The 26588-nt window shown below is 74.9% G+C and carries 20 protein-coding genes and 1 pseudogene; 18 read left to right on the top strand and 3 right to left on the bottom strand.

Going from position 1 to position 26588, the window contains the following annotated elements; genetic code table 11:
* The first annotated feature begins 32 nt into the window (after positions 1-32).
* Positions 33-989 (top strand): o-succinylbenzoate synthase, encoded by a 957-nt coding sequence (locus ACGBYP_RS08060; protein WP_411582804.1) that lies wholly within the window; start codon positions 33-35, stop codon positions 987-989.
* A complete protein-coding gene (gene menD, locus ACGBYP_RS08055) occupies positions 986-2755 on the top strand; it encodes a 2-succinyl-5-enolpyruvyl-6-hydroxy-3-cyclohexene-1-carboxylic-acid synthase (RefSeq protein ID WP_411582802.1) in 1770 nt (589 codons plus the stop codon). The genes ACGBYP_RS08060 and menD overlap by 4 nt, the downstream gene beginning before the upstream one ends.
* A gap of 7 nt (positions 2756-2762) precedes the next feature.
* Here menD and ACGBYP_RS08050 read toward each other — a convergent pair whose 3' ends face one another.
* Both ACGBYP_RS08050 and ACGBYP_RS08045 read right to left on the bottom strand, forming a co-directional pair.
* On the bottom strand, positions 2763-5426 hold the full coding sequence (locus ACGBYP_RS08050) for a putative bifunctional diguanylate cyclase/phosphodiesterase (protein ID WP_411582800.1): 2664 nt from the start codon (positions 5424-5426) through the stop codon (positions 2763-2765).
* 106 nt (positions 5427-5532) lie between these two features.
* Positions 5533-6786, bottom strand: a complete 1254-nt coding sequence (locus ACGBYP_RS08045; RefSeq protein ID WP_411582799.1) for an isochorismate synthase MenF — start codon at positions 6784-6786, stop codon at positions 5533-5535.
* A gap of 38 nt (positions 6787-6824) precedes the next feature.
* On the opposite strand from ACGBYP_RS08045, the gene ACGBYP_RS08040 reads away from it, so the two are divergent.
* Complete coding sequence (locus ACGBYP_RS08040) at positions 6825-7541, top strand: demethylmenaquinone methyltransferase (RefSeq protein WP_411582797.1); 717 nt, start codon at positions 6825-6827, stop codon at positions 7539-7541.
* On the opposite strand, the gene ACGBYP_RS08035 is transcribed toward ACGBYP_RS08040, so the two are convergent.
* Entirely contained in the window at positions 7538-8410 is an 873-nt protein-coding gene (locus ACGBYP_RS08035; protein WP_411582795.1) for an aminoglycoside phosphotransferase family protein, read from the bottom strand. The genes ACGBYP_RS08040 and ACGBYP_RS08035 overlap by 4 nt on opposite strands.
* 263 nt (positions 8411-8673) lie before the next feature.
* Here ACGBYP_RS08035 and ACGBYP_RS08030 point away from each other — a divergent pair, with 263 nt between their 5' ends.
* The 15 genes and pseudogenes from ACGBYP_RS08030 (at position 8674) to nuoN (ending at position 26569) form a co-directional block, all read left to right on the top strand.
* Positions 8674-10185 carry an HNH endonuclease gene (locus tag ACGBYP_RS08030; protein ID WP_411582793.1) on the top strand — a complete coding sequence of 504 codons (1512 nt, stop codon included), beginning with the start codon at positions 8674-8676 and terminating at the stop codon, positions 10183-10185.
* Positions 10186-10742: 557 nt separating this feature from the next.
* The gene (locus ACGBYP_RS08025; RefSeq protein WP_411582791.1) at positions 10743-11105 is read left to right on the top strand and encodes an NADH-quinone oxidoreductase subunit A; all 363 of its coding nucleotides are present in this window, start codon (positions 10743-10745) and stop codon (positions 11103-11105) included.
* Between the two features lie 9 nt (positions 11106-11114).
* A pseudogene (locus ACGBYP_RS08020) lies at positions 11115-11618 on the top strand (NuoB/complex I 20 kDa subunit family protein); the annotation flags it as partial.
* A 161-nt stretch (positions 11619-11779) separates the two neighbouring features.
* Positions 11780-12463 carry an NADH-quinone oxidoreductase subunit C gene (locus ACGBYP_RS08015; protein WP_411582789.1) on the top strand — a complete coding sequence of 228 codons (684 nt, stop codon included), beginning with the start codon at positions 11780-11782 and terminating at the stop codon, positions 12461-12463.
* Positions 12460-13782, top strand: coding sequence for an NADH-quinone oxidoreductase subunit D (locus ACGBYP_RS08010; RefSeq protein ID WP_411582787.1), 1323 nt, complete (start codon positions 12460-12462; stop codon positions 13780-13782). Before ACGBYP_RS08015 ends, ACGBYP_RS08010 begins: the two co-directional genes overlap by 4 nt.
* Positions 13779-14780: an NADH-quinone oxidoreductase subunit NuoE gene (nuoE, locus tag ACGBYP_RS08005; RefSeq protein ID WP_411582785.1), complete on the top strand. Its 1002-nt coding sequence runs from the start codon at positions 13779-13781 to the stop codon at positions 14778-14780. Before ACGBYP_RS08010 ends, nuoE begins: the two co-directional genes overlap by 4 nt.
* 1 nt (position 14781) lies before the next feature.
* On the top strand, positions 14782-16104 hold the full coding sequence (gene nuoF / locus ACGBYP_RS08000) for an NADH-quinone oxidoreductase subunit NuoF (RefSeq protein ID WP_411582783.1): 1323 nt from the start codon (positions 14782-14784) through the stop codon (positions 16102-16104).
* Positions 16101-18497, top strand: coding sequence for an NADH-quinone oxidoreductase subunit G (locus tag ACGBYP_RS07995; RefSeq protein ID WP_411582781.1), 2397 nt, complete (start codon positions 16101-16103; stop codon positions 18495-18497). The genes nuoF and ACGBYP_RS07995 overlap by 4 nt, the downstream gene beginning before the upstream one ends.
* Complete coding sequence (gene nuoH, locus ACGBYP_RS07990) at positions 18494-19915, top strand: NADH-quinone oxidoreductase subunit NuoH (RefSeq protein WP_411582779.1); 1422 nt, start codon at positions 18494-18496, stop codon at positions 19913-19915. Before ACGBYP_RS07995 ends, nuoH begins: the two co-directional genes overlap by 4 nt.
* Entirely contained in the window at positions 19908-20486 is a 579-nt protein-coding gene (gene nuoI / locus ACGBYP_RS07985; RefSeq protein ID WP_411582777.1) for an NADH-quinone oxidoreductase subunit NuoI, read from the top strand. Before nuoH ends, nuoI begins: the two co-directional genes overlap by 8 nt.
* Positions 20483-21262: an NADH-quinone oxidoreductase subunit J gene (locus ACGBYP_RS07980; RefSeq protein ID WP_411582775.1), complete on the top strand. Its 780-nt coding sequence runs from the start codon at positions 20483-20485 to the stop codon at positions 21260-21262. Before nuoI ends, ACGBYP_RS07980 begins: the two co-directional genes overlap by 4 nt.
* Positions 21259-21558 (top strand): NADH-quinone oxidoreductase subunit NuoK, encoded by a 300-nt coding sequence (gene nuoK / locus ACGBYP_RS07975; RefSeq protein ID WP_269174746.1) that lies wholly within the window; start codon positions 21259-21261, stop codon positions 21556-21558. Before ACGBYP_RS07980 ends, nuoK begins: the two co-directional genes overlap by 4 nt.
* A 7-nt stretch (positions 21559-21565) precedes the next feature.
* Positions 21566-23464 (top strand): NADH-quinone oxidoreductase subunit L, encoded by a 1899-nt coding sequence (gene nuoL / locus ACGBYP_RS07970; RefSeq protein WP_411582773.1) that lies wholly within the window; start codon positions 21566-21568, stop codon positions 23462-23464.
* 34 nt (positions 23465-23498) lie between these two features.
* A complete protein-coding gene (locus ACGBYP_RS07965) occupies positions 23499-25037 on the top strand; it encodes an NADH-quinone oxidoreductase subunit M (protein ID WP_411582771.1) in 1539 nt (512 codons plus the stop codon).
* Positions 25037-26569: an NADH-quinone oxidoreductase subunit NuoN gene (gene nuoN / locus ACGBYP_RS07960; RefSeq protein ID WP_411582769.1), complete on the top strand. Its 1533-nt coding sequence runs from the start codon at positions 25037-25039 to the stop codon at positions 26567-26569. Before ACGBYP_RS07965 ends, nuoN begins: the two co-directional genes overlap by 1 nt.
* Positions 26570-26588 lie beyond the last annotated feature (19 nt).

Here is a 26588-nt window from a genome sequence, read left to right as displayed (position 1 = left end):
GAGGCCCGGTGTGGCGCGCCTAGGCTGTGGCCGTGGTCCCCGCTCCCGTGCCCGCGCCGACGGACCTGGGCACCCACGTCTACCGGGTGCCGCTGCGCACCCGCTTCCGCGGCATCGACGTCCGCGACGGCGTGCTGCTGCACGGCCCGGCCGGCTGGGGCGAGTTCTCCCCGTTCTGGGACTACGACGTCGCCGAGAGCCGCCGCTGGTGGGCCGCCGCCGCCGAGGCCGCGGTCCTCGGCTGGCCCGCGCCGCTGCGGGCGAGCGTGCCGGTGAACGTGACCGTCCCCGCGGTGGGCCCGGAGCGGGCGCACGCGATCGTCACCGCCTCGGGCTGCCGCACCGCCAAGGTCAAGGTCGCCGAGCCCGGCCAGGACCCCGGCGAGGACGAGGCCCGGGTCGAGGCCGTCCGCGACGCGCTCGGCCCCGGCGGCGCCATCCGGGTCGACGCCAACACCGCCTGGGACGTCGACACCGCCGTCCGGCGGATCACGGCGCTGGACCGCTCCGGCCTGGAGTACGTCGAGCAGCCGTGCGCGACGGTGGCGGAGCTGGCGCAGCTGCGCCGCCGGGTCGACGTCCGGATCGCCGCCGACGAGGTCGTGCGCCGCGCCGCCGACCCGCGCCGGGTCGACCTGCGCGAGGCCGCCGACGTCGTGGTCCTGAAGGTGCAGCCGCTGGGCGGCGTCCGCGCCGCGCTCGAGGTCGCCGAGGCGCACGGGCTGCCGTGCGTCGTCTCGTCGGCGCTGGAGAGCTCGGTGGGCATCGCGGCCGGTGTGGCGCTGGCCGCCGCGCTGCCCGAGCTGCCCTTCGCCTGTGGGCTGGCCACCGTGGCGCTGTTCACCGACGACGTCAGCACCGACCCGCTGCTGCCGGTGGACGGGGCGCTGCCGGTGCGCGCCGTGGCCCCCGACCGGCTCGCCGAGACCGCCGCCGACCCCGGCACCGCACAGCGGTGGCTCGCCCGGCTGGCGGCGGTGCGGGCGTGAACCCCTCCACCGCCTTCGCCCGGGTCCTCGTCGACGAGCTGGTCCGCGGCGGCGTCACCGACGCCGTGCTGTCCCCGGGCTCCCGGTCCGCGCCGGTGGCCGTCGCCCTGGCCGACGCGGAGGCGGCCGGCCGGCTGCGGCTGCACGTGCGGATCGACGAGCGGACGGCGTCGTTCCTCGCGCTCGGGCTGGCCAAGGCCGGCGGCCGCCCGGTGCCGGTGCTCACCACCTCCGGGACGGCGACCGCGCACCTGCACGCCGCGGTGCTGGAGGCCCACGAGAGCGGCGTGCCGCTGCTGGCGCTCACCGCCGACCGGCCGCCGGAGCTGCGCGCCACCGGCGCCAACCAGACGATCGACCAGGTCGGGCTGTATGGCGGCGCGGTGCGCTGGGCGCTGGACGTCGGCGCACCCGAGCAGGGCCGGGAGGCCGCGCAGAACCGCTACTGGCGCTCGGTCGTGGCCAAGGCGCTGCTGGTGGCGCGCGGCGAGCTGTCCGGCGACCCGGGCCCGGTGCACCTGAACCTGGCGCTGCGCGAGCCGCTGATGCCCGACGACGCCGGCCCCGACAGCCGGCCGGCGCCGCCGGCGGGGGAGTTCGCCGGACGTCCGGACGGCGAGCCGTGGACCGTGGCCGAGGGTGCGGCCGGGCCGCGCAGCGCGCCGTTCCCCGGCGTCGACCCGACGGCGACCAGCCGCACCCTGCTGGTGGCCGGCGACGCACCGACCGCGGTCGGCCGGGCCGCCACCGTCGTCGCCGACCAGCGCGGGTGGCCGGTGCTGGCCGAGCCCAGCAGCGGTGCCTGGGGTGCCGCGGGCGCGCTGCGCGGTCCGGCCCTGCTGCTGGGGGCGCCGGCGTGGCTGGCCGCGCACCGGCCCGACCGGGTGGTCGTGGTGGGGCGCCCGACGCTGTCCCGGCCGGTCAACGCGCTGCTCGCCGACCCGGCCGTGGTGGTGCAGACTTATGCACCCTCGCCGCGCTGGGCCGACCCGGCGCGGCGCACCGCCGTCGTCGGCAGCGCACAGCTGGACCCGGGGCTGGCGCTGCGTGACCCGGGCGTGCGGCCGGGAGCGGGCTCGGTGGCCGGGGGCTGGGCGGCGGAGTGGGCGGCGGCGGCCCAGCGGGTCGGCCGGGCGGTCGACGCCCAGCTCGACGACGCCGCGGGGCGGGGGCTGACCGCGGCGCGGCTTGCCCGTGACCTGGTGGCCACCCTGCCGGCCGGTGCGCTGCTGGTGCTCGGCTCGTCCACGCCGGTGCGCGACGTCGACCGGCTCGCGGTCCCGCGGCCGGGGCTCACCGTGCTGGCCAACCGCGGCGTGGCCGGCATCGACGGCACGATCTCCACCGCGGTGGGCGCGGCGCTGGCGCACCAGGGGGCCGGCGGTGGCCCGGCGTTCGCGCTCATGGGCGACCTGACGTTCCTGCACGACCTGACCGGGTTGCTGCCCGGGGCGGGGGAGCAGCGGCCGGACCTCACCGTCGTCGTGCCCGACAACGACGGCGGCGGCATCTTCGGCACCCTCGAGCCGGGGCAGCCGCAGCACGCGACCCACTACCGCCGGGTGTTCGGCACCCCGCACGGCCGGGACCTGGTGGCCGTGGCCCGGGCGCTGGGCTGGGCGGCGACCGCGGTCAGCGACCCGGCGCAGCTGGTGGCCGCGCTGGGCGCCGGTGGGCCGCGGGTGGTCGTCGTCCGCACCGACGCCGCCGCCGAGGCGGCGCTGTCCACCCGGCTGCGCGAGGCCGCCGTCGAGGCGCTGGGCTGACCGGTCCTCAGCTCTGGGTGAGCGGTCCGCGGGTCGGCACCGCACGGGACAGCAGCAGCCGTTCCGCCTCGTCGGTCTCCAGCGCGGGGGCGAACAGCCACCCCTGGGCGAGCTGGCAGCGCTCGGCGCGCAGCCGGTCCCGCTGCGCCACGGTCTCGACGCCCTCGGCGACGACCTCCAGCTGCAGGGTGCGGCCCAGCTGCACCAGGCCGTGGACGATGGCGGCGTCCTCGGCCGAGCCGTCGAGGAGGTCGACGAAGGAGCGGTCGATCTTGAGCACGTCGACCGGGAACTGGCGCAGGTAGCTCAGCGAGGAGTAGCCGGTGCCGAAGTCGTCCAGCGCCAGGCGCACGCCCAGGGCGCGCAGCGCCAGCAGCTGCTCGGCCACCGCGTCGGGGTCGGTGACCAGCGCCGTCTCGGTCACCTCCAGGACCAGCGAGGACGGCGTGATGCCGCTGCTGACCACGGCCTCGGCGACGTCGGCGAGCAGGGTGCCGTCGGCCAGCTGCCGCGCGGAGACGTTGACCGCCATCGACAGCGGCGTCCCCGAGGGGTGTGCCCGCTGCCAGCGCGCCGCGGTGCGGGTGGCCTCGGCCAGCACCCAGCGGCCGATCGGGACGATGGAGCCGGCGTCCTCGGCGAGCGGGACGAACCGGTCCGGCCCGATCGCCCCGAGTGTGGGGTGCTGCCAGCGCAGCAGCGCCTCGAAGCCGACGACGCACTCGGTCTGCAGGTCGACCACCGGCTGGTAGACCAGTCGGAGCTGCCCGGCCGACAGGGCGCCGGCGAGCTCGCGCGCGAGCTCGATCCGCTGCAGCGCGGTCGCCCGCATGCCCGGGTCGAACACCACCCACTGGGCGCGGCCGGCGGCCTTGGCCCGGTACATGGCGATGTCGGCGTCGCGGAACATCGACAGCGGGGTGGCGTCGGCCTCGGCGGCGACGATGCCGATGCTGGCGGCGACGCGCACCCGGTGCCCCCCGAGCTCGACCGGCTCGCCGATGACCTCCAGCAGCCGCTCGGCCAGCGCGGACGCCAGCGGCACGCCGCCACGGGTGTCGTCGAGCAGGACGGCGAACTCGTCGCCGCCGAGCCGGGCGACGGTGTCCGCCGAGCGCACCGTGCCCAGCAGCCGACGGGCGATCGTGCACAGCAGCTCGTCGCCGGCCAGGTGGCCGAGGCTGTCGTTGACGTCCTTGAAGCCGTCGAGGTCCAGGCACAGCACGATCGGCGGGTGCCCGCTGCGTCCGGCCCGGCGCAGCGCCTGCTCGGTGTGGTCGAGGAACAGCGCGCGGTTGGCCAGCCCGGTGAGGCCGTCGTAGAACGCCTGGTGGGCGAGCTCGGCCTCGGCCAGCTTGCGGCCGGTGATGTCGTAGAGGTTGACGGCGACGCCCTCGACGTCGGGATCGGTCCGCAGGTCGACGGCCCGGCCGCCGAGCCAGACCACACCGCCGGTGGGGTGCCCGCCGCGCAGCTCGAGCTCGATCGGCTCGCCGGGCACCGCGGTGGCCCGGGCCAGGACGGCGTGCACGTCGGCGGGGTCGATGCCCAGGCTGCTCAGCAGCACCGGGAGCGACCGGCCGGCCTCCCCGGGCTGGCCGAGCAGCTCGGCCAGCGACGCGGAATCGGTGGTCAGCACCCCGGTGGGGTCGACGACGGCCATGGCGTCGGAGGAGTTCAAGGCCAGCGTCTCGTACCGGCGCGCCAGGGACCGGACGTCGGCGCGTGACCGGGCGGCGTCAGCCAGCAGCCGCTGCGCCCGGACGACGACCAGGGCGGTGAGGAGCACGCTGGCCAGCAGCCCGGGCAGCGGGTGGACGTCCCCACCGGTGAGCCACGCGTCGAACTCGACGACGCCCGGCACCAGCAGCGGCAGGAACGCGCAGGTGATCCGCCAGTGCCCGATGACCGCGTCGGTGGCCGGCTGCTCCGGCCGGGTGGGCCAGGGTGCCCGGACCGCGGCGCTGAGGGCCAGCGCGCCGGCCAGCCAGCCGGCGCTGAGCCAGTCGTCGACCTCGTCCGCGGAGGCCAGCAGGAGCCAGCCCAGGTCCGAGGCCGCCCAGGCGGCGGCACCGACCGCGAGAAGCAGCGCCTGCAGGTCCAGCCGGGCGCGCAGCACGACCGCGCGGACGACCAGGCCGAGGGCCAGCACGTCGAGCACCGGGTAGGCGGCCAGCACCACCTTGCTGGACAGCGGGAGCGAGTCGTCGGCCAGGGTGGTGCCGATCGAGGCCTGCCACACCAGCAGCAGCGCCGCGACCAGGACGGCGGCGGAGTCCAGCAGGGCGTGCTGACGGTCCCGCGCGGTGGTCGCCCCGCACCGGGCGTGGCCGATCAGCGCGGCGCCGAGGGCGACGTAGCTCGCCAGGTAGGCGACGTCGGCCAGGGACACGTCCGGAGTGCTGCCGGTCAGCCAGTCCTCCAGCTGCCACACCAGGTCGCCGACGGCGTTGAGGGTGAGGGCGGTCGCCAGCCGGCGGGCGCCTCCCCCGGGGGTGCGCCGTCGCGCGGCGAGCCAGGCGGCGGCGGCCGCCCCGCCGCTGACCAGCACGTAGGTCGTCTCGGCGAACAGCGACTCGGGCGTGAATGAGGGGACGAGGACCAGGACGGCGGCGACGAGCAGCCAGCCGCCGACGGTCGCCCGTCCACGCGTGGTCGCTGTCGTGCTCATGCCCAGGGTGTCCCTCCGGTCGACGGATGTCGTCCCGGGAGGTGTCGGCAGCTCGGCGCCGCTGCTCCAGCCCGATCGGTTCCGGTACCCCCGGACGGGGGGCGGGTCAGTCCTCGAGCGCGGCCTGGAAGGCGGCGAGCTTGGCCTGCGTCTCGGCGAGCTCGGCGATCGGGTCGGAGCCGGCGACGATGCCGCAGCCGGCGAACAGCCGCGCCTGCCGGCCGCCGTCGGCCCCGGTCAGCTGGGCGCAGCGCAGCGCCAGCCCGAACTCGCCGTCGCCGCGGGAGTCCAGCCAGCCGACGGGGCCGGCGTAGCGGCCGCGGTCCATGCCCTCCAGCTCGCCGATGACCCGGGCGGCGGCCGGCGTGGGGCTGCCGCAGACCGCGGCGGTCGGGTGCACGGCCCCGACCAGCTCCAGCAGCCCGGTCGGGTCGCCGTCCCGCTGGCGCCCGTGCACGTCGCTGGCCAGGTGCCGGACGTTGGGCAGGGTCAGCACGTCGGGCCGCTCGGGGACGTGCAGCTCCTCGACGTAGGGGCGCAGCGCGTCGGCCAGGGAGTCGACGGCGTAGGCGTGCTCGGCGTGGTCCTTGGCCGAGGACTCGAGGCCGGCGGCGAGCCGGTCGTCCTCGTCGCCGGCGCCGCGCGGGGCGGTGCCGGCCAGCACCCGGGAGTCGATCTCCCGGCCGGTGCGGCGCAGCAGCAGCTCGGGGGTGGCGCCCAGCAGGCCGTCGACGGCGAAGGTCCAGGTGTCGGGGAACCGCTCGGCCAGCCGCAACAGCAGCCGGCGGGGGTCGAGCGGGCGGTCGGCGGACACCAGCAGGTCGCGGGCCAGCACCACCTTGTCCAGCTCGCCGGCCTCGATCCGGGCCACGGCGGCCGCGACCGCGCCGCACCAGGCGACCGGGTCCAGCGCGCCGTCGGCGTAGGCGAGCCGGCCGATGGAGGTGGCCGCGTGCTGCTCGGAGGTCTCGACGACCGCGTCGGGGTCCTCGCCGGTGACCGTCACCCAGGTCGCCCCGCCGCGGCGGCCCACCACGACCTCCGGGACGACGAACACCGACGTCCCGGCTGCCGGGTCGAAGGCGACCGACCCGAAGACGACCGGCCCGGACCCGGGGACGCCGAGGGGGTCGCTGACCGCCGTGCGGGCGCACCGGTCGGCCCACCACTCGGCCGCGTCGCGCAGCGCGCTGGGGCCGCCGACCTCCAGCCGGTCGGCCTCGCCCCAGCCGACCAGGCCCTCGCCGCGGCGGACCCAGGCCAGCGCGCCCTCGGCGGGCAGCAGCGTCAGCAGCGGGGTGCGACGGGCGCCCAGGGGGGTCGTGGTCACCGCAGCGGTGCTCGCGGCGGTCGTGGTCACCGCTCCAGGGTAGGAGGCTCCCGGGTAGCGTCGCCGACGTGGCGACCGGTGGACGAGCAGGGGCAGCGGGGGTGCGGGCCGGGCTGGACAAGCGGCCGGCGGAGGTCGCCGCGATGTTCGACCGGGTCGCGGGGCGCTACGACCTCACCAACACGGTGCTCTCCGGTGGCCTGGACGCCGGGTGGCGGCGGGCCACCCGGGAGGCGCTCGGCGCCCGACCCGGCGCCACCGTGCTCGACGTCGCGGCCGGGACCGCGGTCTCCACCGTCGAGCTCGCGGCCGGGGGCGTGCGGGCGATCGCCTGCGACTTCTCCCAGGGCATGTTGTGGGCCGGGGCGTCGCGGGACGTGCCCAAGGTCGCCGGCGACGCGATGGCGCTGCCGCTGGCCGACGAGAGCGTCGACGGCGTCGTCATCTCCTTCGGGCTGCGCAACGTCGCCGACCCCGAGGCGGCGCTGCGGGAGTTCTCCCGGGTCACCCGGCCCGGCGGCACGCTGGTGGTCTGTGAGTTCTCCAGTCCCGTCTGGCGGCCCTTCCGCACCGTCTACACCGAGTACCTGATGCGGGCGCTGCCGACGATCGCCCGGGCGGTGAGCAGCAACCCCGAGGCCTACGTCTACCTGGCGGAGTCGATCCGGGCGTGGCCCGCGCAGCCGGAGCTGGCCACCTGGCTGCAGGCCGCCGGGTGGTCCGGCGTCGAGTGGCGCAACCTGACCGGCGGCGTCGTCGCGCTGCACCGCGGCGTCAAGCGCTAGCCGAGCAGCTCCCGCAGCACGCGCTCGGTGTGCCGCTGCTCGGCGGCGGTGGTGCCGGAGGTCCCCGCCCGGACCACGAGCGCCTTCCAGAGTGCCCAGCCGCGGGCGCGGTCCCAGGTGTCGTCGTCCAGGTCGAGGCCGTCGCGGAACGCCGTCCGGCTCGCGCCGTCGAAGAGCGTCCAGGCGATGACCAGGTCGCAGGCGGGGTCACCGACGCCGCAGGTGCCGAAGTCGACGACGCCGGCGAGCCGGCCGTCGCGGACGAGGAGGTTGCCGACGGCCACGTCGCCGTGGGACCAGCGGGGTGGGTGCGGCCAGGTGCTCGCCAGCGCGGTCTCCCAGACGGCGGTGGCCGCGCGGACGTCGACCGTGTCGCGGAGTGTGTCGAGGGCCTGCCGGGTCTCGCCGTCGTAGTGGGACAGCGGTGCGCCGCGGAACCAGTTGTGGACGCCCGGGGCCGGCCCGCCGGCGGGGTCGACTGCCTGCAGCGCGCGCAGGAAGCCGGCCAGGTCCTCGGCGAGCGCGGTCAGGTCGTGCACCGGTGCGGTGGCGGCGTCCTCGCCGTCGAGCCAGCGGTACACCGACCACGGCCACGGGAAGCCCTCGCCGGGCCTGCCGTGCGCCAGCGGGAGAGGGACCGGCTGAGGGAGCCGGGGCGCCATGACCCGCAGCCAGCGCTGCTCCTTGGCGACCGCCTCGGCGTACTCGGCGGCGCTGGGGAGGCGGACCAGCAGCTCGTCGCCCAGCCGGAAGGTGCGGTTGTCCCAGCCGCCCGGCTCGACCCGGACGACGGGGAGTCCGGACCACTGCGGGAACTGCGCGGCGACCAGCCGGCGGACGAGGGGCTCGTCGAGCGGGGGCGGCTGCACGCCGCCGACCCTGCCCGCTCCGAGGGTGACGGGTCCACCGACGTCCGGCTGGGAGGGCGCTGGCGTACCCCGGTCGGGCGTTCGACGAGTGCCTCGCGTCTGCGCGATCGCGCCCTCGACCTGCGGGAACTGTCGTACCCCATGGCTAGCGTGGGGGCATGTTCGGAGGCGGGTACGGGGTGGGGCTGACGGTCGTTGACCGTGCCGAGTCCCTGCCTGCCTGGGCGCCACCTCCGCCGGGGGTGACGCGGCGCCGTACGCGCTTGTCGGAGGTGCTGGCGCCGGAGCTGTGCTCGGAGGACGAGCTGGTGCGGGAGATGCGTGCGGTCGCCGACGGCCGGGCGCAGCTGGCCGCGTACGAGGCGGTGCTGGTGGCCGAGCTCGCTGCCCGCCGCCCGGCGCAGACCGACCTGACCGACGACCAGCCCGGTCACGGGGTGGAGGGTTGGGGCCCGGCCCGCGTGGCAGTAGGAGTGAGCGAGTTCCTGGTCGACGAGCTGGCGTTGCTGAAGGGCATCTCACTGGGCGCGGCGACGGGGCTGGCCGAGCGGTCGCTGGCGCTGGTGCGCGAGCTGACCGCGACGTGGGCGGCGCTGGCCGACGGGCTGGTCGACGAGCCGCGGGCGAACGCGATCGTGCGGGCGCTGGCCGGGCAGTCGCAGTCTGCCGGTGGCCCGGTCGAGCCGGCGGTGGTGGCCGAGGTGGAGGCGCAGGCCCTGGCGTGGGCGCAGGCGGGGGAGACCCCGGTGCGCCTGCGCGAGCGCACCGCTGCAGCACTCATCGCCGTGGACGTCGCTGCCGCCGACCGACGGCGGAAGAAGGCCGACCGGGCTGCCGATGTGCGGGTGCGACCGGTCGGTGACGGGATGTCCGAGCTGATCGCCGACCTGCCCACCCCGGTCGCCGCGGCCTGCCGGGAGACCGTGGACACCTGCGCGCGAATGGCCAAGGACGACGGCGACGAGCGGTCGATCGGCCAGTTGCGGGCGATGGTGCTCAGCGACCTGATCCTGCGGCCGTGGGACAGCAGCCGGGCGCCGGTGACCGCGCACCTGCAGGTGATCGCGCCGCTGCCGGCGATGGGCGGTCGCCCGACTGTTCACGACGACACCCCACCCCGAGCAGCCGCGGTGCCGACCGACGAGGACGCCGCCTCGGTCGACGGTGCGCCGATCACCCACCAGCAGCTGCGCGACCTGCTCGAGCAACTCGACGCGCTGTGCCCCGGTGGTCTGCAGGCCCCGACCGGCGGGTCGCTGGACATCTCGCTGGTCGACCCGGTCACCGGTGCCCTGCGGGCAACGCTCACCCGGCCGGAACTGCAGCGCCTGGTCCGCCGAGGCTGCACCGACCACCCAGGCGGTACCTGCGATTGCCCGGTGCTGCACCGGCCACCGCCGGTCGACCGTTACACACCCACCCCGGCTCAACGCCGGTTCCTGCACGCCCGGGACCGCACCTGCCGCCATCCCGGCTGCCGCCGGCCCGCCGCACGCACCGACCTCGACCACGTGCACGCCCACGCCGCCGGCGGCACCACCGACTGCGCCAACCTCTGCTGCCTGTGCCGCCGGCACCACCGGCTCAAGACCCACGCCCCCGGCTGGCGGTTCACCATGACCGCCGACGGTGTCCTCGCCGTCACGACCCCGAGCGGCGTCACCCGCACGACCCACCCGCCGGGGCTACGGCTGCGTGCCGGACAGCGGTTCCTCAGCCGCCGGCTGGTCACCAGCGGCGCCCGGCTCAGCCCCGACGACCCGCCGCCCTTCTGACACCCGTCCACCGGGCGCAGCGCCGCCGCGCGCTCACTGGCATGCCGGCGGCGTCGTCCCGGCGTTCGGGGCAGCGCACCCACCCCGGTCACGCCCTGAGCGGACAGCGTCGTGAGCGGTGTCACCGAGCCGCGTACGGGAGCTGGCTGCGGGCATGACGATCCCGCCGCCACCCGCGCCCAGCCACCCTCGCCGTCCCCGTCGCCCATGGACCCGGTCGCGCCGCCGTCGCCGGCGCCGGTGCCGACACCCAGCCCGACCGATCCGATCGCGCCCCCGCCGGCACCCGGTGGGGTGCCCGGCTGACCCTGAACGCCCAGCTCAACGCGCCACCGTCACCCGTTTGTGAAATGTGTCACGAAAGGTCTGGTGCGCCGGACTCCGGCGGCGATAGGCTCCGATCGCTCGACTTTGTGAAGTAGTTCACAAGCGCCGCACCCGGTCCGCCGGGTGCGGAGGAGAGGTCGTCCGGTGGTCTGCACAACGAGGTGCACACCCCGCGGCGGTCGGCCGGCGGCTGGTCCGCCGCCGACCCCCGCGGGCGGGGAGCGCGCCTGATGCTGTCGAACTACGTCCCGCTCGTCGGCCTGTTCGCCCTGGCCGCCGCCTTCGCGCTCTTCTCGGTCGCGGTCGCGCCGTACATCGGCCCGCGCCGCTACAACCGCGCCAAGCTCGAGGCCTACGAGTGCGGCATCGAGCCGGTCGACCAGCCGCTCACCGGCGGCCGCTTCCCGGTCAAGTACTACCTGACCGCGATGTTGTTCATCGTCTTCGACATCGAGATCGTCTTCCTCTACCCCTGGGCCGTCGCCAACGACTCCCTCGGCCTCTTCGGCCTGGTCGAGATGGCCGTCTTCATCGGCACCGTCTTCATCGCCTACGCCTACGTGTGGCGCCGCGGCGGGCTCGAGTGGGAGTGAGGGGCTGACATGGGTCTCGAGGAGAAGCTGCCGTCCGGCGTCCTGCTCACCAGCGTCGAGAAGCTGGTCAACTGGACCCGCAAGTCCTCGCTGTGGCCGGCCACCTTCGGCCTGGCCTGCTGCGCCATCGAGATGATGGCGTCGGGCGCCGGCCGCTACGACCTGGCCCGGTTCGGCATGGAGGTCTTCCGCGCCTCGCCGCGGCAGGCCGACCTCATGATCGTCGCCGGGCGGGTCAGCCAGAAGATGGCGCCGGTCCTGCGCCAGATCTACGACCAGATGCCCGAGCCGCGCTGGGTGCTCGCGATGGGCGTCTGCGCCAGCTCCGGCGGCATGTTCAACAACTACGCGATCGTCCAGGGCGTCGACCACGTCGTCCCGGTGGACATGTACCTGCCCGGCTGCCCGCCGCGGCCGGAGATGCTCACCGACGCCATCCTCAAGCTGCACACCAAGATCCAGCACGAGCCGCTCGGCGCGAAGCGGGCCGCGCAGCAGGCCGCCGCCCGGGCCGACGGCACCGCACCCGACCTGCACCTGGCGATGCCCTCCAGTGTCCGCGTCGACCCGGAGAAGCGCCGCGCCTACGAGGCCGCGGCCGCCGCCGGCCGCACCGGCCAGTTCGCCAGCGAGCAGCGCGGCGGGCACGCTCTGCTGCTCCCCGGAGCGGAGCGATGACCGACGGGTTCCGCCGGGGCGCCTTCGGGGTCACCGGCAGCGGCGACACCTCCGGCTTCGGCGGCCTGGTGCGGGTCGAGCCCGGCGGGGCGGTCGCGCTGCACTCCACCGACCGCCCCTACGGCGGCTGGTTCGACGAGGTCACCGACGCGCTCATCGACGCCGTCGGCGAGGCGACCTTCGCCGCCGCCGTCCCGCGGGTGCTGGTCGACCGCGGCGAGATCACCTACTTCGTCCTCCGTGAGCACCTGCTCACCCTCGTGCGCGCCCTGCGGGACGACGAGGCGCTGCGCTTCGAGCTGTGCAGCAGCGTCTCCGGCGTCGACTACCTCGACTCCGGCGGCCCGGCGGCCACCCCCGACCGCCCGCGGCTGCACGTCGTCTACCACCTGACCTCGATGACCTACCGCCGCCGCATCCGGCTGGAGGTCGCGGTCACCGCCGAGGACGCCCACGTCCCGTCGGTCACCGGCACCTACCCGACGGCGGACTGGCACGAGCGGGAGGTGTGGGACATGTTCGGCGTCCTCTTCGACGGCCACCCGGCGCTCACCCGGATCTTGATGCCCGACGACTGGGACGGCCACCCCCAGCGCAAGGACTACCCCCTCGGCGGCGTCCCGGTCGAGTACAAGGGCGCCCAGATCCCGCCGCCCGACGAGCGCCGGAGCTACCGATGACCACGACCAGCGACCCGTACGCCGGCTCCCGCCAGACCACCGAGGGCCGGGTCTACACGGTCACCGGCGGCGACTGGGACCAGACCTTCGGCGCCGACCCGCACGAGGAGGAGCGGCTCGTCGTCAACATGGGCCCGCAGCACCCCTCCACCCACGGCGTCCTGCGCCTGGTCCTCGACCTCGAGGGCGAGACGGTGACCAAGGCCCGCGTCGTCATCGGCTACCTGCACACCGGCATCGAGAAGACGACGGAGTACCGCACCTGGACCCAGGGGACGACGCTCGTCACGCGGATGGACTACCTGGCCCCGCTGTTCAACGAGACCGCCTACTGCCTGGCCGTGGAGAAGCTGCTGGGCATCGAGGTGCCGCAGCGGGCGCAGACCATCCGGGTGCTGGTCATGGAGCTCAACCGGATCGCCTCGCACCTGGTCGGGCTGGCCACCTTCGGCATGGAGATGGGCGCGCTCACCGGCATGACCAACGGCTTCCGCGAGCGCGAGCTGGTGCTCGACGTGCTCGAGGAGATCACCGGGCTGCGGATGAACCACGCCTACGTCCGCCCCGGTGGCCTGGCCCAGGACCTCCCCGCCGGCGTCGAGACCCGCATCCGCGAGCTGCTCACCGTGCTGCCCGAGCGGATCGCCGGGATGCACCGGCTGCTCACCGGCCAGCCGATCTGGCAGCGCCGGCTCAAGGACGTCGGCCACCTCGACGTCACCGGCTGCCTGGCCCTCGGCGTCACCGGCCCGGTGCTGCGCGCCGCCGGGCTGCCCTGGGACCTGCGGAAGGTCGAGCCCTACTGCGGCTACGAGACCTACGACTTCGAGGTGCCCACCGCCGACACCGCCGACGCCTGGGGCCGCTACCTGGTGCGGGTCGCCGAGATGGGCGAGTCGCTGAAGATCGTCGGCCAGGCCGTCGACCGGCTGGAGCCCGGCCCGGTGATGGTCGAGGACAAGAAGATCGCCTGGCCCGCGCAGCTGTCGCTGGGCGCCGACGGCCTGGGCAACTCCCTGGACCACGTGCGGCACATCATGGGCCAGTCGATGGAGGCCCTGATCCACCACTTCAAGCTGGTGACCGAGGGCTTCCGGGTGCCGGCCGGGCAGGTCTACCAGGCCATCGAGTCGCCCCGCGGCGAGCTCGGCTACCACGTGGTCAGCGACGGGGGCACCCGCCCGTTCCGGGTGCACGTCCGCGACCCCAGCTTCACGAACCTGCAGGCCACGGCGGCGATGAGCGAGGGCGGGATGATCGCCGACGTCATCGCCGCGATCGCCTCGATCGACCCGGTCATGGGCGGGGTGGACCGGTGACCGCGCTGGGGTCCTCGCGTGAGGCCGAGGCCACCACCGGGTTGGACGCAGGCCCGAGCGCGCACGTCGCGGACCTGCCGCCGCTGACCGCGCAGACCGAGGCCGAGGCCCGCGAGCTGATGGCCCGCTACCCGCAGGAGCGGTCGGCGCTGCTGCCGATGCTGCACCTGGTCCAGTCGGTGCAGGGGTACGTCTCGCCCGAGGGCACCGCCTTCTGCGCCCGGCTCCTCGGGCTCACGAAGGCCGAGGTCAGCGCGGTCTCGACCTTCTACACGATGTTCAAGCGGCACCCGACCGGCGAGCACCTGGTCAGCGTCTGCACCAACACCCTGTGCGCCGTCCTGGGCGGGCAGCGCATCTACGACGCGCTGTCGGCCGACCTCGGCGTCGGCCACGACCAGACCACCGCCGACGGGTCGATCACCCTCGAGCACGCCGAGTGCCTGGCCGCGTGCGACCACGCGCCCGTGGTCACGGTCGACTACGAGTTCTACGACCAGCAGGACGTCGAGTCCGTCCGCACGCTGGTGACCGCGCTGCGGATGGGCGAGAAGCCGCCGCCCACCCGGGGCGCGCCGCTGACCGACTTCCGCGGCGTCTCCCGCCAGCTCGCGGGCTTCTCCCAGCACCCCGACGCCGCGACCGCGCGGGCGGCGGTGGACGCACCCTCGGCCGGCGTCCCGACGCTGGTGGGCGTCCGGCTGGCCGCCGAGCGCGGCGAGCAGGCACCCCCGTACGGCACCGCCGAGCCGGACGCCGCCCCGGAGCCCGACGTCACGCCGGGCGGGACGGCGGGGGAGACCCCGGCCGAGCAGGCCGCCGACACCGCGGTCGCCGCGGCGGACAACCCGGCCGAGCGGGCCGGGGCCGAGCAGCACCACCCCGACGCCCCCGAGCCCGCCGGCCGGCAGCCCGCCGAGCGCGGCGCCGAGGGCACCGACACCCCGCCGTCCGGCCCTGGCGCCGGGACCAACAGCTCCATCGAACGGGAGGCCTGAGATGCCCCTGACCCCGGTGCTCACCCGGCGCTTCGACGCTGACCGCTCCTGGACGCTGGAGACCTACGAACGCCTCGACGGGTACACCGCGCTCCGGCAGGCGCTGGCGATGACGCCCGACGACCTGGTCGCGCTGGTCAAGGACTCCGGCCTGCGCGGCCGCGGCGGTGCCGGCTTCCCGACCGGCATGAAGTGGAGCTTCATCCCGCAGCCCAAGCCGGGCGAGACCCCGACCGGCCCGGCCGCCGCACCCAAGTACCTGGTGGTCAACGCCGACGAGGGCGAGCCCGGCACCTGCAAGGACGTGCCGCTGATGATGGCCGACCCGCACTCGCTGATCGAGGGCGTCGTCATCGCCGCGTACGCGATCCGCTCGCACTTCGCCGTCATCTACGTCCGCGGCGAGGCCGTGCACGCCCACCGCCGGCTGGTCGCCGCCGTGCAGGAGGCCCACGCGGCGGGCTACCTCGGCACCGACGTCCTGGGCTCGGGCTTCGACCTCGAGCTGGTCGTGCACGCGGGTGCGGGCGCCTACATCTGCGGCGAGGAGACCGCGCTGCTGGAGTCGCTGGAGGGCTACCGCGGCCAGCCCCGGCTCAAGCCGCCGTTCCCCGCCGTGGCCGGGCTGTACGGCTCGCCGACGGTGATCAACAACGTCGAGACGCTGGCGACCGTGCCCTACGTCGTCCGCGGCGGGGCCGAGTGGTTCAAGCGCTTCGGCCCGGAGAAGAGCCCCGGCCCGAAGATCTACTCGCTGTCGGGCCGGGTCGTGCGCCCCGGCCAGTACGAGGCCCCGATGGGGACGACGATGCGCGAGCTGCTGGCGATGGCCGGCGGCGTGCGGCCCGGCCACGAGCTGAAGTTCTGGACGCCGGGCGGCAGCTCCACCCCCTACTTCACCCCGGAGCACCTCGACGTCCCGCTGGACTTCGACTCCGTCGGCAAGGCCGGCTCCATGCTCGGCACCACCGCGCTGATGGTGTTCGACGAGACCGACTCGATCGTCGAGGCGACGCTGCGGTTCACCGAGTTCTACGCGCACGAGAGCTGCGGCAAGTGCACCCCGTGCCGGGAGGGCACCTACTGGCTGGTCCAGGTGCTGGAGCGGCTGGTGCGCGGGCAGGGCCGGGCCACCGACCTCGACCTGCTCACCGACATCGCCGACAACATCCTCGGCCGGTCGTTCTGCGCGCTCGGCGACGGCGCGACCAGCTGCATCGCCAGCTCCATGAAGTACTTCCGCGACGACTACGTCGCCCTGCTGCCCCCGGACGAACAGGTCCGTCTCGGCCGGTCCCTGCGGCTGGAAGTGGCGATGGCATGACCACCACCGTCCCCGGCCCCGCGCCCGCCACGCCGCCGGCCGTCCCCGGCCCGCACACCCCACCCGACGCCGTCCACTGCACCATCGACGGCTTCCCGGTCGCGGTCGCCAAGGGCACGCTGATCATCCGGGCCGCCGAGCAGATCGGCGTCCAGATCCCGCGGTTCTGCGACCACCCGCTGCTCGAGCCGGTCGGCGCCTGCCGGCAGTGCCTGGTCGAGGTCGCCGGGCAGCGCAAGCCGGTCGCCTCCTGCACCACCCCGGTGACGCCGGACATGGAGGTGCACACCCAGCTGTCCAGCCCGGTCGCGGACAAGGCGCAGCAGGGCACGATGGAGCTGCTGCTGGCCAACCACCCGCTCGACTGCCCGGTCTGCGACAAGGGCGGGGAGTGCCCGCTGCAGAACCAGGCGATGAGCAACGGCCGCACCGAGAGCCGGTTCGTCGAGGTCAAGCGCACCTACCCCAAGCCGCTGCCGATCAGCCCGCTGGTGCTGCTGGACCGCGAGCGCTGCGTGCTCTGCGCCCGGTGCACCCGGTTCAGCCAGCAGGTCGCCGGCGACCCGTTCATCGAGCTGTTCGAGCGCGGCGCGCTGGAGCAGGTCGCGATCGCCGACGACGAGCCGTTCTCCTCCTACTTCTCCGGCAACACCACCCAGATCTGCCCGGTCGGCGCGCTCACCAGCTCCACCTACCGGTTCCGCTCCCGCCCGTTCGACCTGCGCAGCGAGCCCAGCGTCTGCGAGCACTGCGCCAGCGGCTGCGCCCAGCGCACCGACTACCGGCGCGGCGAGGTCACCCGCCGGCTGGCCGGCGAGGACCCCGCGGTGAACGAGGAGTGGACCTGTGACAAGGGCCGCTACGCCTTCCGCTACGCCGCCAGCACCGAGCGGCTGACCACGCCGCTGGTCCGGCGCGACGGCGAGCTGGTCCCCGCCTCCTGGCCCGAGGCGTGGGCCGCGGCGGCCGCGGGGCTGGCGGCGGCGCGGGCGGCCGGCGGGGTCGGCGTGCTGCCCGGCGGCCGGCTGACCGTCGAGGACGCCTACGCCTACGCGAAGTTCGCCCGGGTCGCGCTCGGCACCGACGACGTCGACGCCCGGGCCCGCGCGCACTCGGCCGAGGAGCTGGCCTTCCTGGCCAGCACCGTCGCCGGCACCGCCCCCGGCGCGGGCGCGGTCACCTACGACGAGCTGACCGCCGCGCCGACCGTGCTGCTGGTCGCGTTCGAGCCGGAGGAGGAGTCGCCGATCGTCTTCCTGCGGCTGCGCCGCGCGGTCCGCCAGCACGGCCAGCGGGTCCTGGACGTCGCGCCGTTCACCACCCCCGCGGCCACCAAGCTGCAGGCGACGGTGCTGACCACCGTGCCGGGCGACGAGCCCCGCACCCTCGCCGGCCTCGCCGGCGACGAGGCGCTGCGGCGACCCGGCGCCGTCGTCCTGGTGGGGGAGCGGCTGGCCGAGGTGCCGGGCGGGTTCACCGCCGTGGCCGCGCTCGCCCGGGCGACCGGAGCCCGGGTCGCCTGGGTGCCGCGGCGGGCCGGCGAGCGCGGCGCGGTCGAGGCCGGTGCCCTGCCCGGGCTGCTCCCGGGCGGTCGCGCCCTGACCAGCGTGGCCGACCGGGTGGAGGTCCAGCACCTCTGGGGCGTGCAGCTGCCCGCCCTCCCCGGCCGCGACCTCACCGGCATCCTCACCGCCGCGCGGGACGGCGACCTGGGCGGGCTCCTCGTCGGTGGCGTCGACCCCGCCGACCTGCCCGACCCCGCCCTCGCCGGGCAGGCGCTGGCCGCCGCCCGGTTCGTCGTCAGCCTGGAGCTCTTCCCGAGCGCGGTCACCGTGCACGCCGACGTCGTCCTGCCCGTCGCCGCGGCACCGGAGAAGGCCGGTGCCTACCTGGACTGGGAGGGCCGGGTGCGCCCCTTCGACGCCACCCTGCACGGCACCGGTCAGCTGACCGACGCTCGCGTGCTGCACGGCGTCGCCGAGCACCTGGGCGTCGACCTCGGGCTGCCCACCGTCGACGCGGCGCGCCGTGAGCTGGTCGCCCTCGGCGGCACGACCCAGGCGCCGCTGCCCGGACCGGACGTCGTCCCGCCGCCGGCACCGCGGCTCGCGCCGGGCCAGGCGGTGCTCGCCTCCTGGCGGCAGCTGCTCGACGGCGGCACGCTGTTGCGCGACGAACCCGCGCTGGCCGGCACCGCCCGCCTCCCGGTCGCCCGGCTCGCCGCGGCCACCGCGACCCGGCTGGGCCTGGCCGAGGGCGACCCGCTCACCGTCGCCGGATCGGTCACGCTGCCGCTGCAGCTGGCCGACCTGCCCGAGGACGTCGTCTGGCTGCCGATGGGGTCGGGCCTGCGGCCGGGCGCCGTCGTCGCCCTGAGCGGCGGTGCGGCATGAGCGCCGTGACCGACGTCGTGGCCAGCGCCGACCAGCCCACGCTGGCCGACTTCGGCTCCGACGTGTGGTGGATCGTGTTGGTCAAGATCGTCGGGATCTTCGGCGTGCTGGTCGCGATGACGCTGTTCGCGATCGTCTTCGAGCGCAAGGTCGTCGCCCGCATGCAGCAGCGCACCGGCCCCAACCGGGTCGGCCCGCGCGGCTACCTGCAGAGCCTTGCCGACGGGCTGAAGCTGGCGTTCAAGGAGGACGTCATGCCGGCGCTGGCCGACAAGCCGGTGTACTTCCTGGCCCCGGTCATCGCCACCATCCCGGCGTTCCTGGCCTTCTCGGTGATCCCGCTCGGCCCGACGGTGAGCATCTTCGGCGAGCGCACCCCGCTCCAGCTCACCGACGCCCCCATCGGGGTGCTCATCGTGCTGGCCTGCTCGGCGATGGGCGTCTACGGCATCGTGCTCGCCGGCTGGGCGTCCGGCTCCACCTACCCGCTGCTGGGCGGGCTGCGGAGCGCCGCGCAGATGGTCAGCTACGAGATCGCCATGGGCCTGTCGATCGTGGCGGTGTTCCTCTACGCCGGGTCGATGTCGACCTCGGAGATCGTCGCCGCCCAAGCCGACGGGACGTCGCTGTTCGGCGGCACCGGCAACGGTCCGGGCTGGTTCGCCGTCCTGCTGCCGGTGTCCTTCGTCATCTACGTGATCGCGGTGGTGGGCGAGACCAACCGGGCGCCGTTCGACCTCCCCGAGGCCGAGAGCGAGCTCGTCGGCGGCTTCCACACCGAGTACTCGTCGCTGAAGTTCGCGCTCTTCTTCCTCGCCGAGTACGTCAACATGGTCACCGTCTCCGCGCTGGCCGCGACCCTCTTCCTCGGCGGCTGGCGGGCGCCGTGGCCGATCTCGGTCTGGGACGGCGCCAACACCGGCTGGTGGCCGCTGCTGTGGTTCTTCGGCAAGGTCGTCGCCGCGCTGTTCGTCTTCATCTGGCTGCGCGGCACGCTGCCCCGGCTCCGCTACGACCAGTTCATGCGGTTCGGGTGGAAGGTCCTGGTGCCCACCGCACTGGTCTGGATCCTGGTCGTCGCCACGATGCGCACCGTCTCCCGCGAGGCCGGCCTGGACGGCGGCGTCGTCGCGGTCCTCGTGGGCGTGCCGCTCGCGCTGCTGGTGATCGCCGGGCTGCTGATCGCCTCCCGCCGCCGCAACCGCGACACCCGGCTCGGCGCCCGGGCCGCCGCGGCCGGGGCGCTGCAGCCCACCGGCGCCGAGGTCCTCCCGCCCCGCGGCAGCGCGAGCGCCGCCGGCGGGTTCCCGGTGCCCCCGCTGGACCTGGTCGTGCCGCCGTCCCCGCGGCTGCGCACCCGTGAACCCGTCGGCGCCGGCGCGCCCGCGCCCGCCCGTGAGGAGGACGTCGATGTCTGACCAGCAGCCCGGCACCGAGGTCGCCCGCCCGGCGGAGACCGGGGCGCCGGCCAAGCGCACGTCACGACTGCCCGGACCGGCGCAGGGCTTCGGCGTCACCTTCGCCGCGATGTTCGCGAAGGTGACCACCGAGGAGTACCCGGAGGTGCCCAAGCAGACCAAGCCGCGCTACCACGGCCGGCACGTGCTCAACCGGCACCCCGACGGCCTGGAGAAGTGCGTGGGCTGCGAGCTGTGCGCGTGGGCCTGCCCGGCCGACGCCATCTACGTGCAGGGCGGGGACAACACCGAGGAGGCCCGATTCTCGCCGGGCGAGCGGTACGGCGCGGTGTACCAGATCAACTACCTGCGCTGCATCTTCTGCGGGCTGTGCATCGAGGCCTGCCCGACCCGCTCGCTGACCATGAGCAACGACTTCGAGCTGGCCGACGACGACCGGCAGTCGCTGATCTACACCAAGGAGCAGCTGCTGGCCCCGCTGCTGCCGGGCATGGAGCAGCCACCGCACCCGATGCGGCTGGGTGACGACGAGCGCGACTACTACGTCCGGGACGCGGGGGCGCCGGCATGAGCGTGCTGGCCGACGCCGCGGACACCGGCGCGCAGCTGGGCACCGGCGAGGCCGTCGTCTTCTGGGTGCTCGGGCCGGTCGCGCTGGCCGGGGCGCTGGGCACGGTGCTCTCGCGCAACGCCGTCCACTCCGCGCTGTGGCTGGTCAACACGATGCTGGTGCTGGGCGTCTTCTACGTCGTCCAGGGGGCGCCGTTCCTGGGCGCGGTGCAGATCATCGTCTACACCGGCGCGGTCATGATCCTGTTCCTCTTCGTCCTCATGCTGGTCGGCCGCGACACCTCCGACTCGGTCGTGGAGACCCTGCGCGGTCAGCGGGTGGCTGCGATCGTGCTCGGCATCGGCTTCGCCGGGCTGGTCGGCGCCGGGATCGCCCGCGCGACCACCGACGTCGTCCCGCAGGGCCTGGGGGACGGCGCAGCGAACGGCAACGTCCAGGGCATCGCCGAGCTGCTGTTCACCCGGTACCTGCTGGCCTTCGAGGTCACGAGCGCGCTGCTGATCACCGCCGCGGTCGGGGCGATGGTGCTGGCCCACGTCGAGCGCGACCCCGGCAGCCGGCCCTCGCAGAAGGAGCTGTCGCGGGCCCGCTTCCTCACCGGCGACCACCCGCAGACGCTGCCCGGGCCCGGGGTCTACGCCCGGGCCAACTCCATCGCCGCGCCCGGCCGGCTGCCCGACGGCAGCCCGTCGCCGGCCAGCGCCAGCACCGGCGTGGAGCCGCAGGTCGTCGACGAGCTGCCCTCGATCGGCACGTCCCGGAGGAGGGAGCTGTGACCATCGCGAACTACCTGGTGCTCGCCGCGGTGCTGTTCACCGTCGGCGCCGTCGGGGTGCTGGTGCGCCGCAACGCCATCGTCGTGTTCATGTGCGTCGAGCTGATGCTCAACTCGGTGAACCTGACCCTGGTCACCTTCGCCCGCTCCACCGGCAGCCTCGACGGGCAGGTCATCGCCTTCTTCGTCATGGTGGTCGCCGCGGCCGAGGTCGTCGTGGGGCTGGCGATCATCATGAGCGTCTACCGCACCCGCCGCTCGGCCTCGGTCGACGACGTCAACCTGCTGAAGTACTGAGCCGGCGATGGACCCCGTCCCCGCTCTCCTGGACGCCTCCTGGCTGCTGATCGCCCTGCCGCTGGCCGGCGCCGCCGTCCTGCTGCTCGGCGGCCGGCGCACCGACCGCTGGGGCCACCTGCTGGCCACCGGCACCGTCGCCGCCGCCTTCGTCCTCGCCGTGCTGTGCACCGTGCAGCTCGCCGGGCTCGACGAGCGGTCGGTGAGCGTCGACCTGTTCACCTTCATCTCCACCGGCGACCTCGACGTACAGGCCGGGCTGCTGCTCGACCCGCTGTCGGCGGTGTTCGTCCTGCTCATCACCGGCGTCGGCGCGCTCATCCACGTCTACTCGATCGGCTACATGGCGCACGACCCGGCCCGCCGCCGGTTCTTCGCCTACCTCAACCTGTTCGTCGCCGCGATGCTGCTGCTGGTGCTGGGCAACAGCTACGTCGCCCTCTACGTCGGCTGGGAGGGCGTGGGCCTGGCGTCCTACCTGCTCATCGCCTTCTGGCACACCCGCCCGGCCGCCGCGACGGCGGCGAAGAAGGCCTTCCTGATGAACCGGGTCGGCGACGTCGGCCTGGCGCTGGCGGTCTTCGTGATGTTCGCCCAGCTCGGGACGACGTCCTACGCGGGTGTGTTCGGCTCGGTCGGTCTGCTCGCCGGGGGCACGGTCACCGCGATCGGGCTGCTCCTGCTGCTCGGGGCGTGCGGCAAGTCCGGGCAGTTCCCGCTGCAGGCGTGGCTGCCCGACGCCATGGAGGGTCCGACCCCGGTCTCGGCGCTGATCCACGCCGCCACCATGGTCACCGCCGGCGTGTACCTGATCGCCCGGTCGGCGCCGCTGTACGACGCGACGCCCACCGCCCGCACCGTCGTCCTGGTGATCGGCGCGCTCACCCTGCTGATCGGCGCCGTGGTGGGCTGCGCGTTCGACGACGTCAAGAAGGTGCTGGCGTACTCCACGGTCAGCCAGATCGGCTACATGTTCCTGGCCGTCGGGCTCGGCCCGGCCGGCTACGCCGCCGGCATCGCGCACCTGCTCACCCACGGCTTCTTCAAGGCCGGGCTGTTCCTCGGGGCCGGCTCGGTGATGCACGCGATGGGCGACGAGACCGACATGCGCCGCTTCGGCGGGCTGGCCGGGAAGCTGCCGGTCACCTTCGTGACCTTCGGGGTGGGCTACCTCGCGCTGATCGGCTTCCCGTTCCTGTCCGGCTACTGGACCAAGGACGCCATCATCGAGGCGGCGCTGGACCGCGGCGGCTGGTCGGGCTGGCTGCTCGGCGGGGTTGCCGTCCTCGGCGCCGGGCTGACCGCGTTCTACATGACCCGGCTGATGCTGATGACCTTCTTCGGGAAGGCGCGGTGGCGGGAGGGTGTGCACCCGCACGAGTCGCCGACGGTGATGACCGCGCCGATGGTGGTGCTCGCCGTCGGCTCGGTGGCCGCCGGGTTCCTGCTGGTGCAGGTCTTCCCGCTCACCGACTGGCTCGAGCCGGTGTTCGGCGAGCCCGCCGAGGCCGCGCACGTGGTCGCCCCGGCGCTGGTCTCGCTCGTGGTCACCGCGGTGGTGGCCGCCGGGGCGCTGACCGCCTGGCTGGTCGTCGGACGGCGCGAGGTGCCGACCACCGCGCCGGTCCGGGTGTCGCCGCTGGTCACCGCCGCCCGCCGCGGGCTGTACGCCGACGCGGTCAACGAGGCGCTGATCATGCGGCCGGGCACCTGGCTGACCCGGGCGCTGGTGTGGCTGGACGCCCGCGGCGTCGACGGCCTGGTCAACGCCACCGCGGCCGGGCTGGGCGGCTCCTCGTCCCGGCTGGGCCGGCTGCAGACCGGCTTCGTGCGCAGCTACGCCCTGGGCGTCCTCGGCGGCGCGGTGCTGGTGGCCGGGGCCCTGCTCGCCGGGACGACGGGATGAGCGGCGACCGGATGACCGACCGAGGGAGGACCCGGTGACCGACGTCCCGTGGCTGCTGCTGATGATCGCCGTCCCGGCCGTCGGGGCGGCGGTGGTCGCCGCCCTGCCGCCGGCCCGTGAGGCGCTGGCCCGGACGGTGACGCTGGCGGTCGGCCTGCTCGTGCTGCTCCTCGCCGTCGGGGCGACCGCCTCCTTCGACCCGGGCGGCGAGCGGTTCCAGCACACCAGCTCCGTCGCCTGGATCCCCGACTTCGGGGTCAGCTTCGCCCTCGGCGTCGACGGCATCGCGCTGGTGATGCTGCTGCTGACCGGCGTGCTGGTGCCCGTGGTGGTCGGCGCCTCCTGGCGGGACACCGCGCCGGCACGTGCGTCGATGCGGGCGTTCTGGGCCTGGCTGCTGCTGCTGGAGGCGACGCTCGTGGGGGTCTTCGCCGCCACCGACGTCTTCCTGTTCTACGTGTTCTTCGAGGCGATGCTCGTCCCGATGTACTTCCTGATCGGCAGCTTCGGCGGGCCGGGCCGGCAGTACGCGGCGGTGAAGTTCTTCGTCTACAGCCTGCTCGGCGGGCTGGTCATGCTCGCCGCCGTCATCGGGCTGTACGTGGTCAGCGACTCCGCACTCGGCGAGGGCACCTTCGCCTTCGACGCGCTGCGGCAGCTCGACATCGACCCGGGCGTGCAGAAGCTGCTGTTCGCCGGCTTCTTCCTGGCCTTCGCGATCAAGTCACCGCTGGTGCCCTTCCACACCTGGCTGCCCGACGCCGGCGCCGAGGCCCCGATCGCGGGCTCGGTGCTGCTGGTCGGGGTGCTGGACAAGGTCGGCACCTACGGCTTCCTGCGCTACTGCCTGCCGCTGTTCCCCGACGCCTCCCGCGACCTCGCGCCGTGGGTGCTGGTGCTCGCGGTGGCCGGCGTCCTCTACGCCGCGCTGCTCGCGGTGGGCCAGAGCGACCTCAAGCGGCTGGTGTCCTACACCTCGATCGCGCACTTCGGCTTCATCGCGCTGGGCATCTTCGCCTTCACCACCGAGGCGGCCACCGGCGCGGTGGTCTACATGGTCAACCACGGCATCGCCACCGGCCTGCTGTTCGTGGTGGTCGGCATGGTGATCGCCCGCACCGGCTCCCGGCGGATCGCCGACGCCGGTGGCCTGGCCGCGACCGCGCCGGTGCTGGCCGGGGTCTTCCTGGTCGCCGGGCTCGCCTCGCTGGCGCTGCCGGGCACGGGCAGCTTCGTCGGGGAGTTCCTGGTGCTCATCGGTGCCTTCCCGGAGCGGCCGGTGTTCACCATCGTCGCCACCGCCGGGATCGTGCTCGCCGCGCTCTACGTGCTGCTGCTGGTCCAGCGCACCCTGCACGGCCCGCCGCCGGCCGAGGAGCCTGCGCCGGTCGGCGGGGGCGCGACCGCCGTCGCGGCGCGGACGCGGGTGCGGGACCTCACCCGGCTCGAGACCGCCGTCGTCGCGCCGCTGGTGGCCCTGGTCGTGGTGCTGGGCGTGTACCCGCAGCCGCTGATCGACCTGGTCACCCCGGCCGTCGAGGCCACCCTGGCCGACCTCGGAGGAGCCCGCTGATGCCCGAGATCGCCGCACCGGACCTGTCCTACGCCGCGCTGGCGCCGCTGCTGTTCGTCCTGGGCGCCGCCGCGGCCGGCGTGCTGGTCGAGGCGTTCGCGCCGCGCGCCGTCCGGCACCGCACGCAGGTGGCGCTGGCGCTCGTGGGCATGCTCGGCGCGCTCGTCAGCACCGTGCTGCTGGCCGGGGCCGAGGAGGTCACCGCCGCCGGCGCGCTCGCCGTCGACGGGGCGGCGCTGTTCCTGCAGGGCACCATCGCCGCGCTCGGGGCGCTGTCGGTCCTGCTGTTCAGCGAGCGCGCCCTCGACCCGGCCCGCTCGGCGTTCGTCGCCGCCGCGGCGGTGCCGGCCGGCACGGTGCGCGACCGCGAGCTGGCCACCTCGCCGCGGGTGCAGACCGAGGTGTACCCGCTGGCCTCCTTCGCCGTCGGCGGCATGATGCTGTTCACCGCCGCCAACGACCTGCTGCTCATGTTCGTCGCGCTCGAGGTGCTCAGCCTGCCGCTGTACCTCATGGCCGGGCTGGCCCGCCGCCGGCGGCTGCTGTCGCAGGAGGCGGCGGTCAAGTACTTCCTGCTCGGGGCGTTCGCCTCGGCGTTCTTCCTCTACGGGCTGGCGCTGGTCTACGGCGCCACCGGCAGCATCCGGCTGGCCGACATCGGCGCGGTCTCCGCCGAGACCGGCAGCGAGCCGCTGCTGCTGCTCGGCCTCGCGCTGCTGGTGGTCGGGCTGATGTTCAAGGCCGGCGTCGCGCCCTTCCACACCTGGACGCCGGACGTCTACCAGGGTGCCCCCACCGCGGTGACCGCCTTCATGGCCTCGGCCACCAAGGTCGCCGCGTTCGGTGCGGTGCTCCGGCTGCTTTACGTCGGGTTCGGCGACGCGGCCGACACCTGGCGGCCGCTGCTCTACACGCTGGCGATCGTGTCGATGGTCGTCGGTGCCGTGCTCGGCCTCACCCAGACCGACCTCAAGCGGATGCTGGCGTACTCCTCGATCGCGCACGCCGGCTTCCTGCTCACCGGCGTCCTCGGGATCGGCGGCTCCGGGCTGGCCGCGACGATGTTCTACCTGCTCGCCTACGGGCTCACCACGCTCGGCGCGTTCGGGCTGCTGACCCTGGTCCGGGACGGCGACGGGGAGGCCGGCCGGCTGAGCGCGTGGGCCGGGCTCGCGCAGCGGTCGCCGGTGGTCGCCGCGCTCATGGCCTTCTTCCTGCTCGCCCTGGCCGGGCTGCCGCTCACCAGCGGGTTCACCGGCAAGTTCGCCGTCTTCCGGGCGGCGATCGAGGCCGGTGCCTGGCCGCTGGCCGTGGTCGCCCTGGTGGCCAGCGCGGTGGCGGCGTTCTTCTACCTGCGGGTGGTCGTGCTCATGTACTTCGCCGAGCCCGCACCCGAGGGCCCGACGGTCGGCGTGCCGGGGCTGCCCACCACCGTCGTGCTGGCCGTCACAGCCGCGGCGACGCTGCTGCTGGGCCTGTTGCCGGGCGCGGTGCTGGACCTGGCCCGGTCTGCGGCAGTCCTCACCGGCTGAGAGGTGGTCGGGTCGGGGG

Source organism: Modestobacter sp. SSW1-42 (assembly GCF_046635825.1).
In the GTDB taxonomy this organism is placed as follows: Bacteria; Actinomycetota; Actinomycetes; order Mycobacteriales; family Geodermatophilaceae; genus Modestobacter.
This window is presented reverse-complemented; position numbering and strand designations above follow the sequence as displayed.

Excerpts from the sequence above, each read along its gene's own strand:
- ACGBYP_RS08050 (WP_411582800.1), bottom strand. The coding sequence starts at position 5,426 with ATGAGCACGACAGCGACCACGCGTGGACGGGCGACCGTCGGCGGCTGG.
- ACGBYP_RS08025 (WP_411582791.1), top strand. The coding sequence starts at position 10,743 with ATGCTGTCGAACTACGTCCCGCTCGTCGGCCTGTTCGCCCTGGCCGCC.
- ACGBYP_RS08015 (WP_411582789.1), top strand. The coding sequence starts at position 11,780 with ATGACCGACGGGTTCCGCCGGGGCGCCTTCGGGGTCACCGGCAGCGGC.
- ACGBYP_RS08010 (WP_411582787.1), top strand. The coding sequence starts at position 12,460 with ATGACCACGACCAGCGACCCGTACGCCGGCTCCCGCCAGACCACCGAG.
- nuoF (WP_411582783.1), top strand. The coding sequence starts at position 14,782 with ATGCCCCTGACCCCGGTGCTCACCCGGCGCTTCGACGCTGACCGCTCC.
- ACGBYP_RS07995 (WP_411582781.1), top strand. The coding sequence starts at position 16,101 with ATGACCACCACCGTCCCCGGCCCCGCGCCCGCCACGCCGCCGGCCGTC.
- nuoH (WP_411582779.1), top strand. The coding sequence starts at position 18,494 with ATGAGCGCCGTGACCGACGTCGTGGCCAGCGCCGACCAGCCCACGCTG.
- nuoI (WP_411582777.1), top strand. The coding sequence starts at position 19,908 with ATGTCTGACCAGCAGCCCGGCACCGAGGTCGCCCGCCCGGCGGAGACC.
- ACGBYP_RS07980 (WP_411582775.1), top strand. The coding sequence starts at position 20,483 with ATGAGCGTGCTGGCCGACGCCGCGGACACCGGCGCGCAGCTGGGCACC.
- nuoL (WP_411582773.1), top strand. The coding sequence starts at position 21,566 with ATGGACCCCGTCCCCGCTCTCCTGGACGCCTCCTGGCTGCTGATCGCC.
- nuoN (WP_411582769.1), top strand. The coding sequence starts at position 25,037 with ATGCCCGAGATCGCCGCACCGGACCTGTCCTACGCCGCGCTGGCGCCG.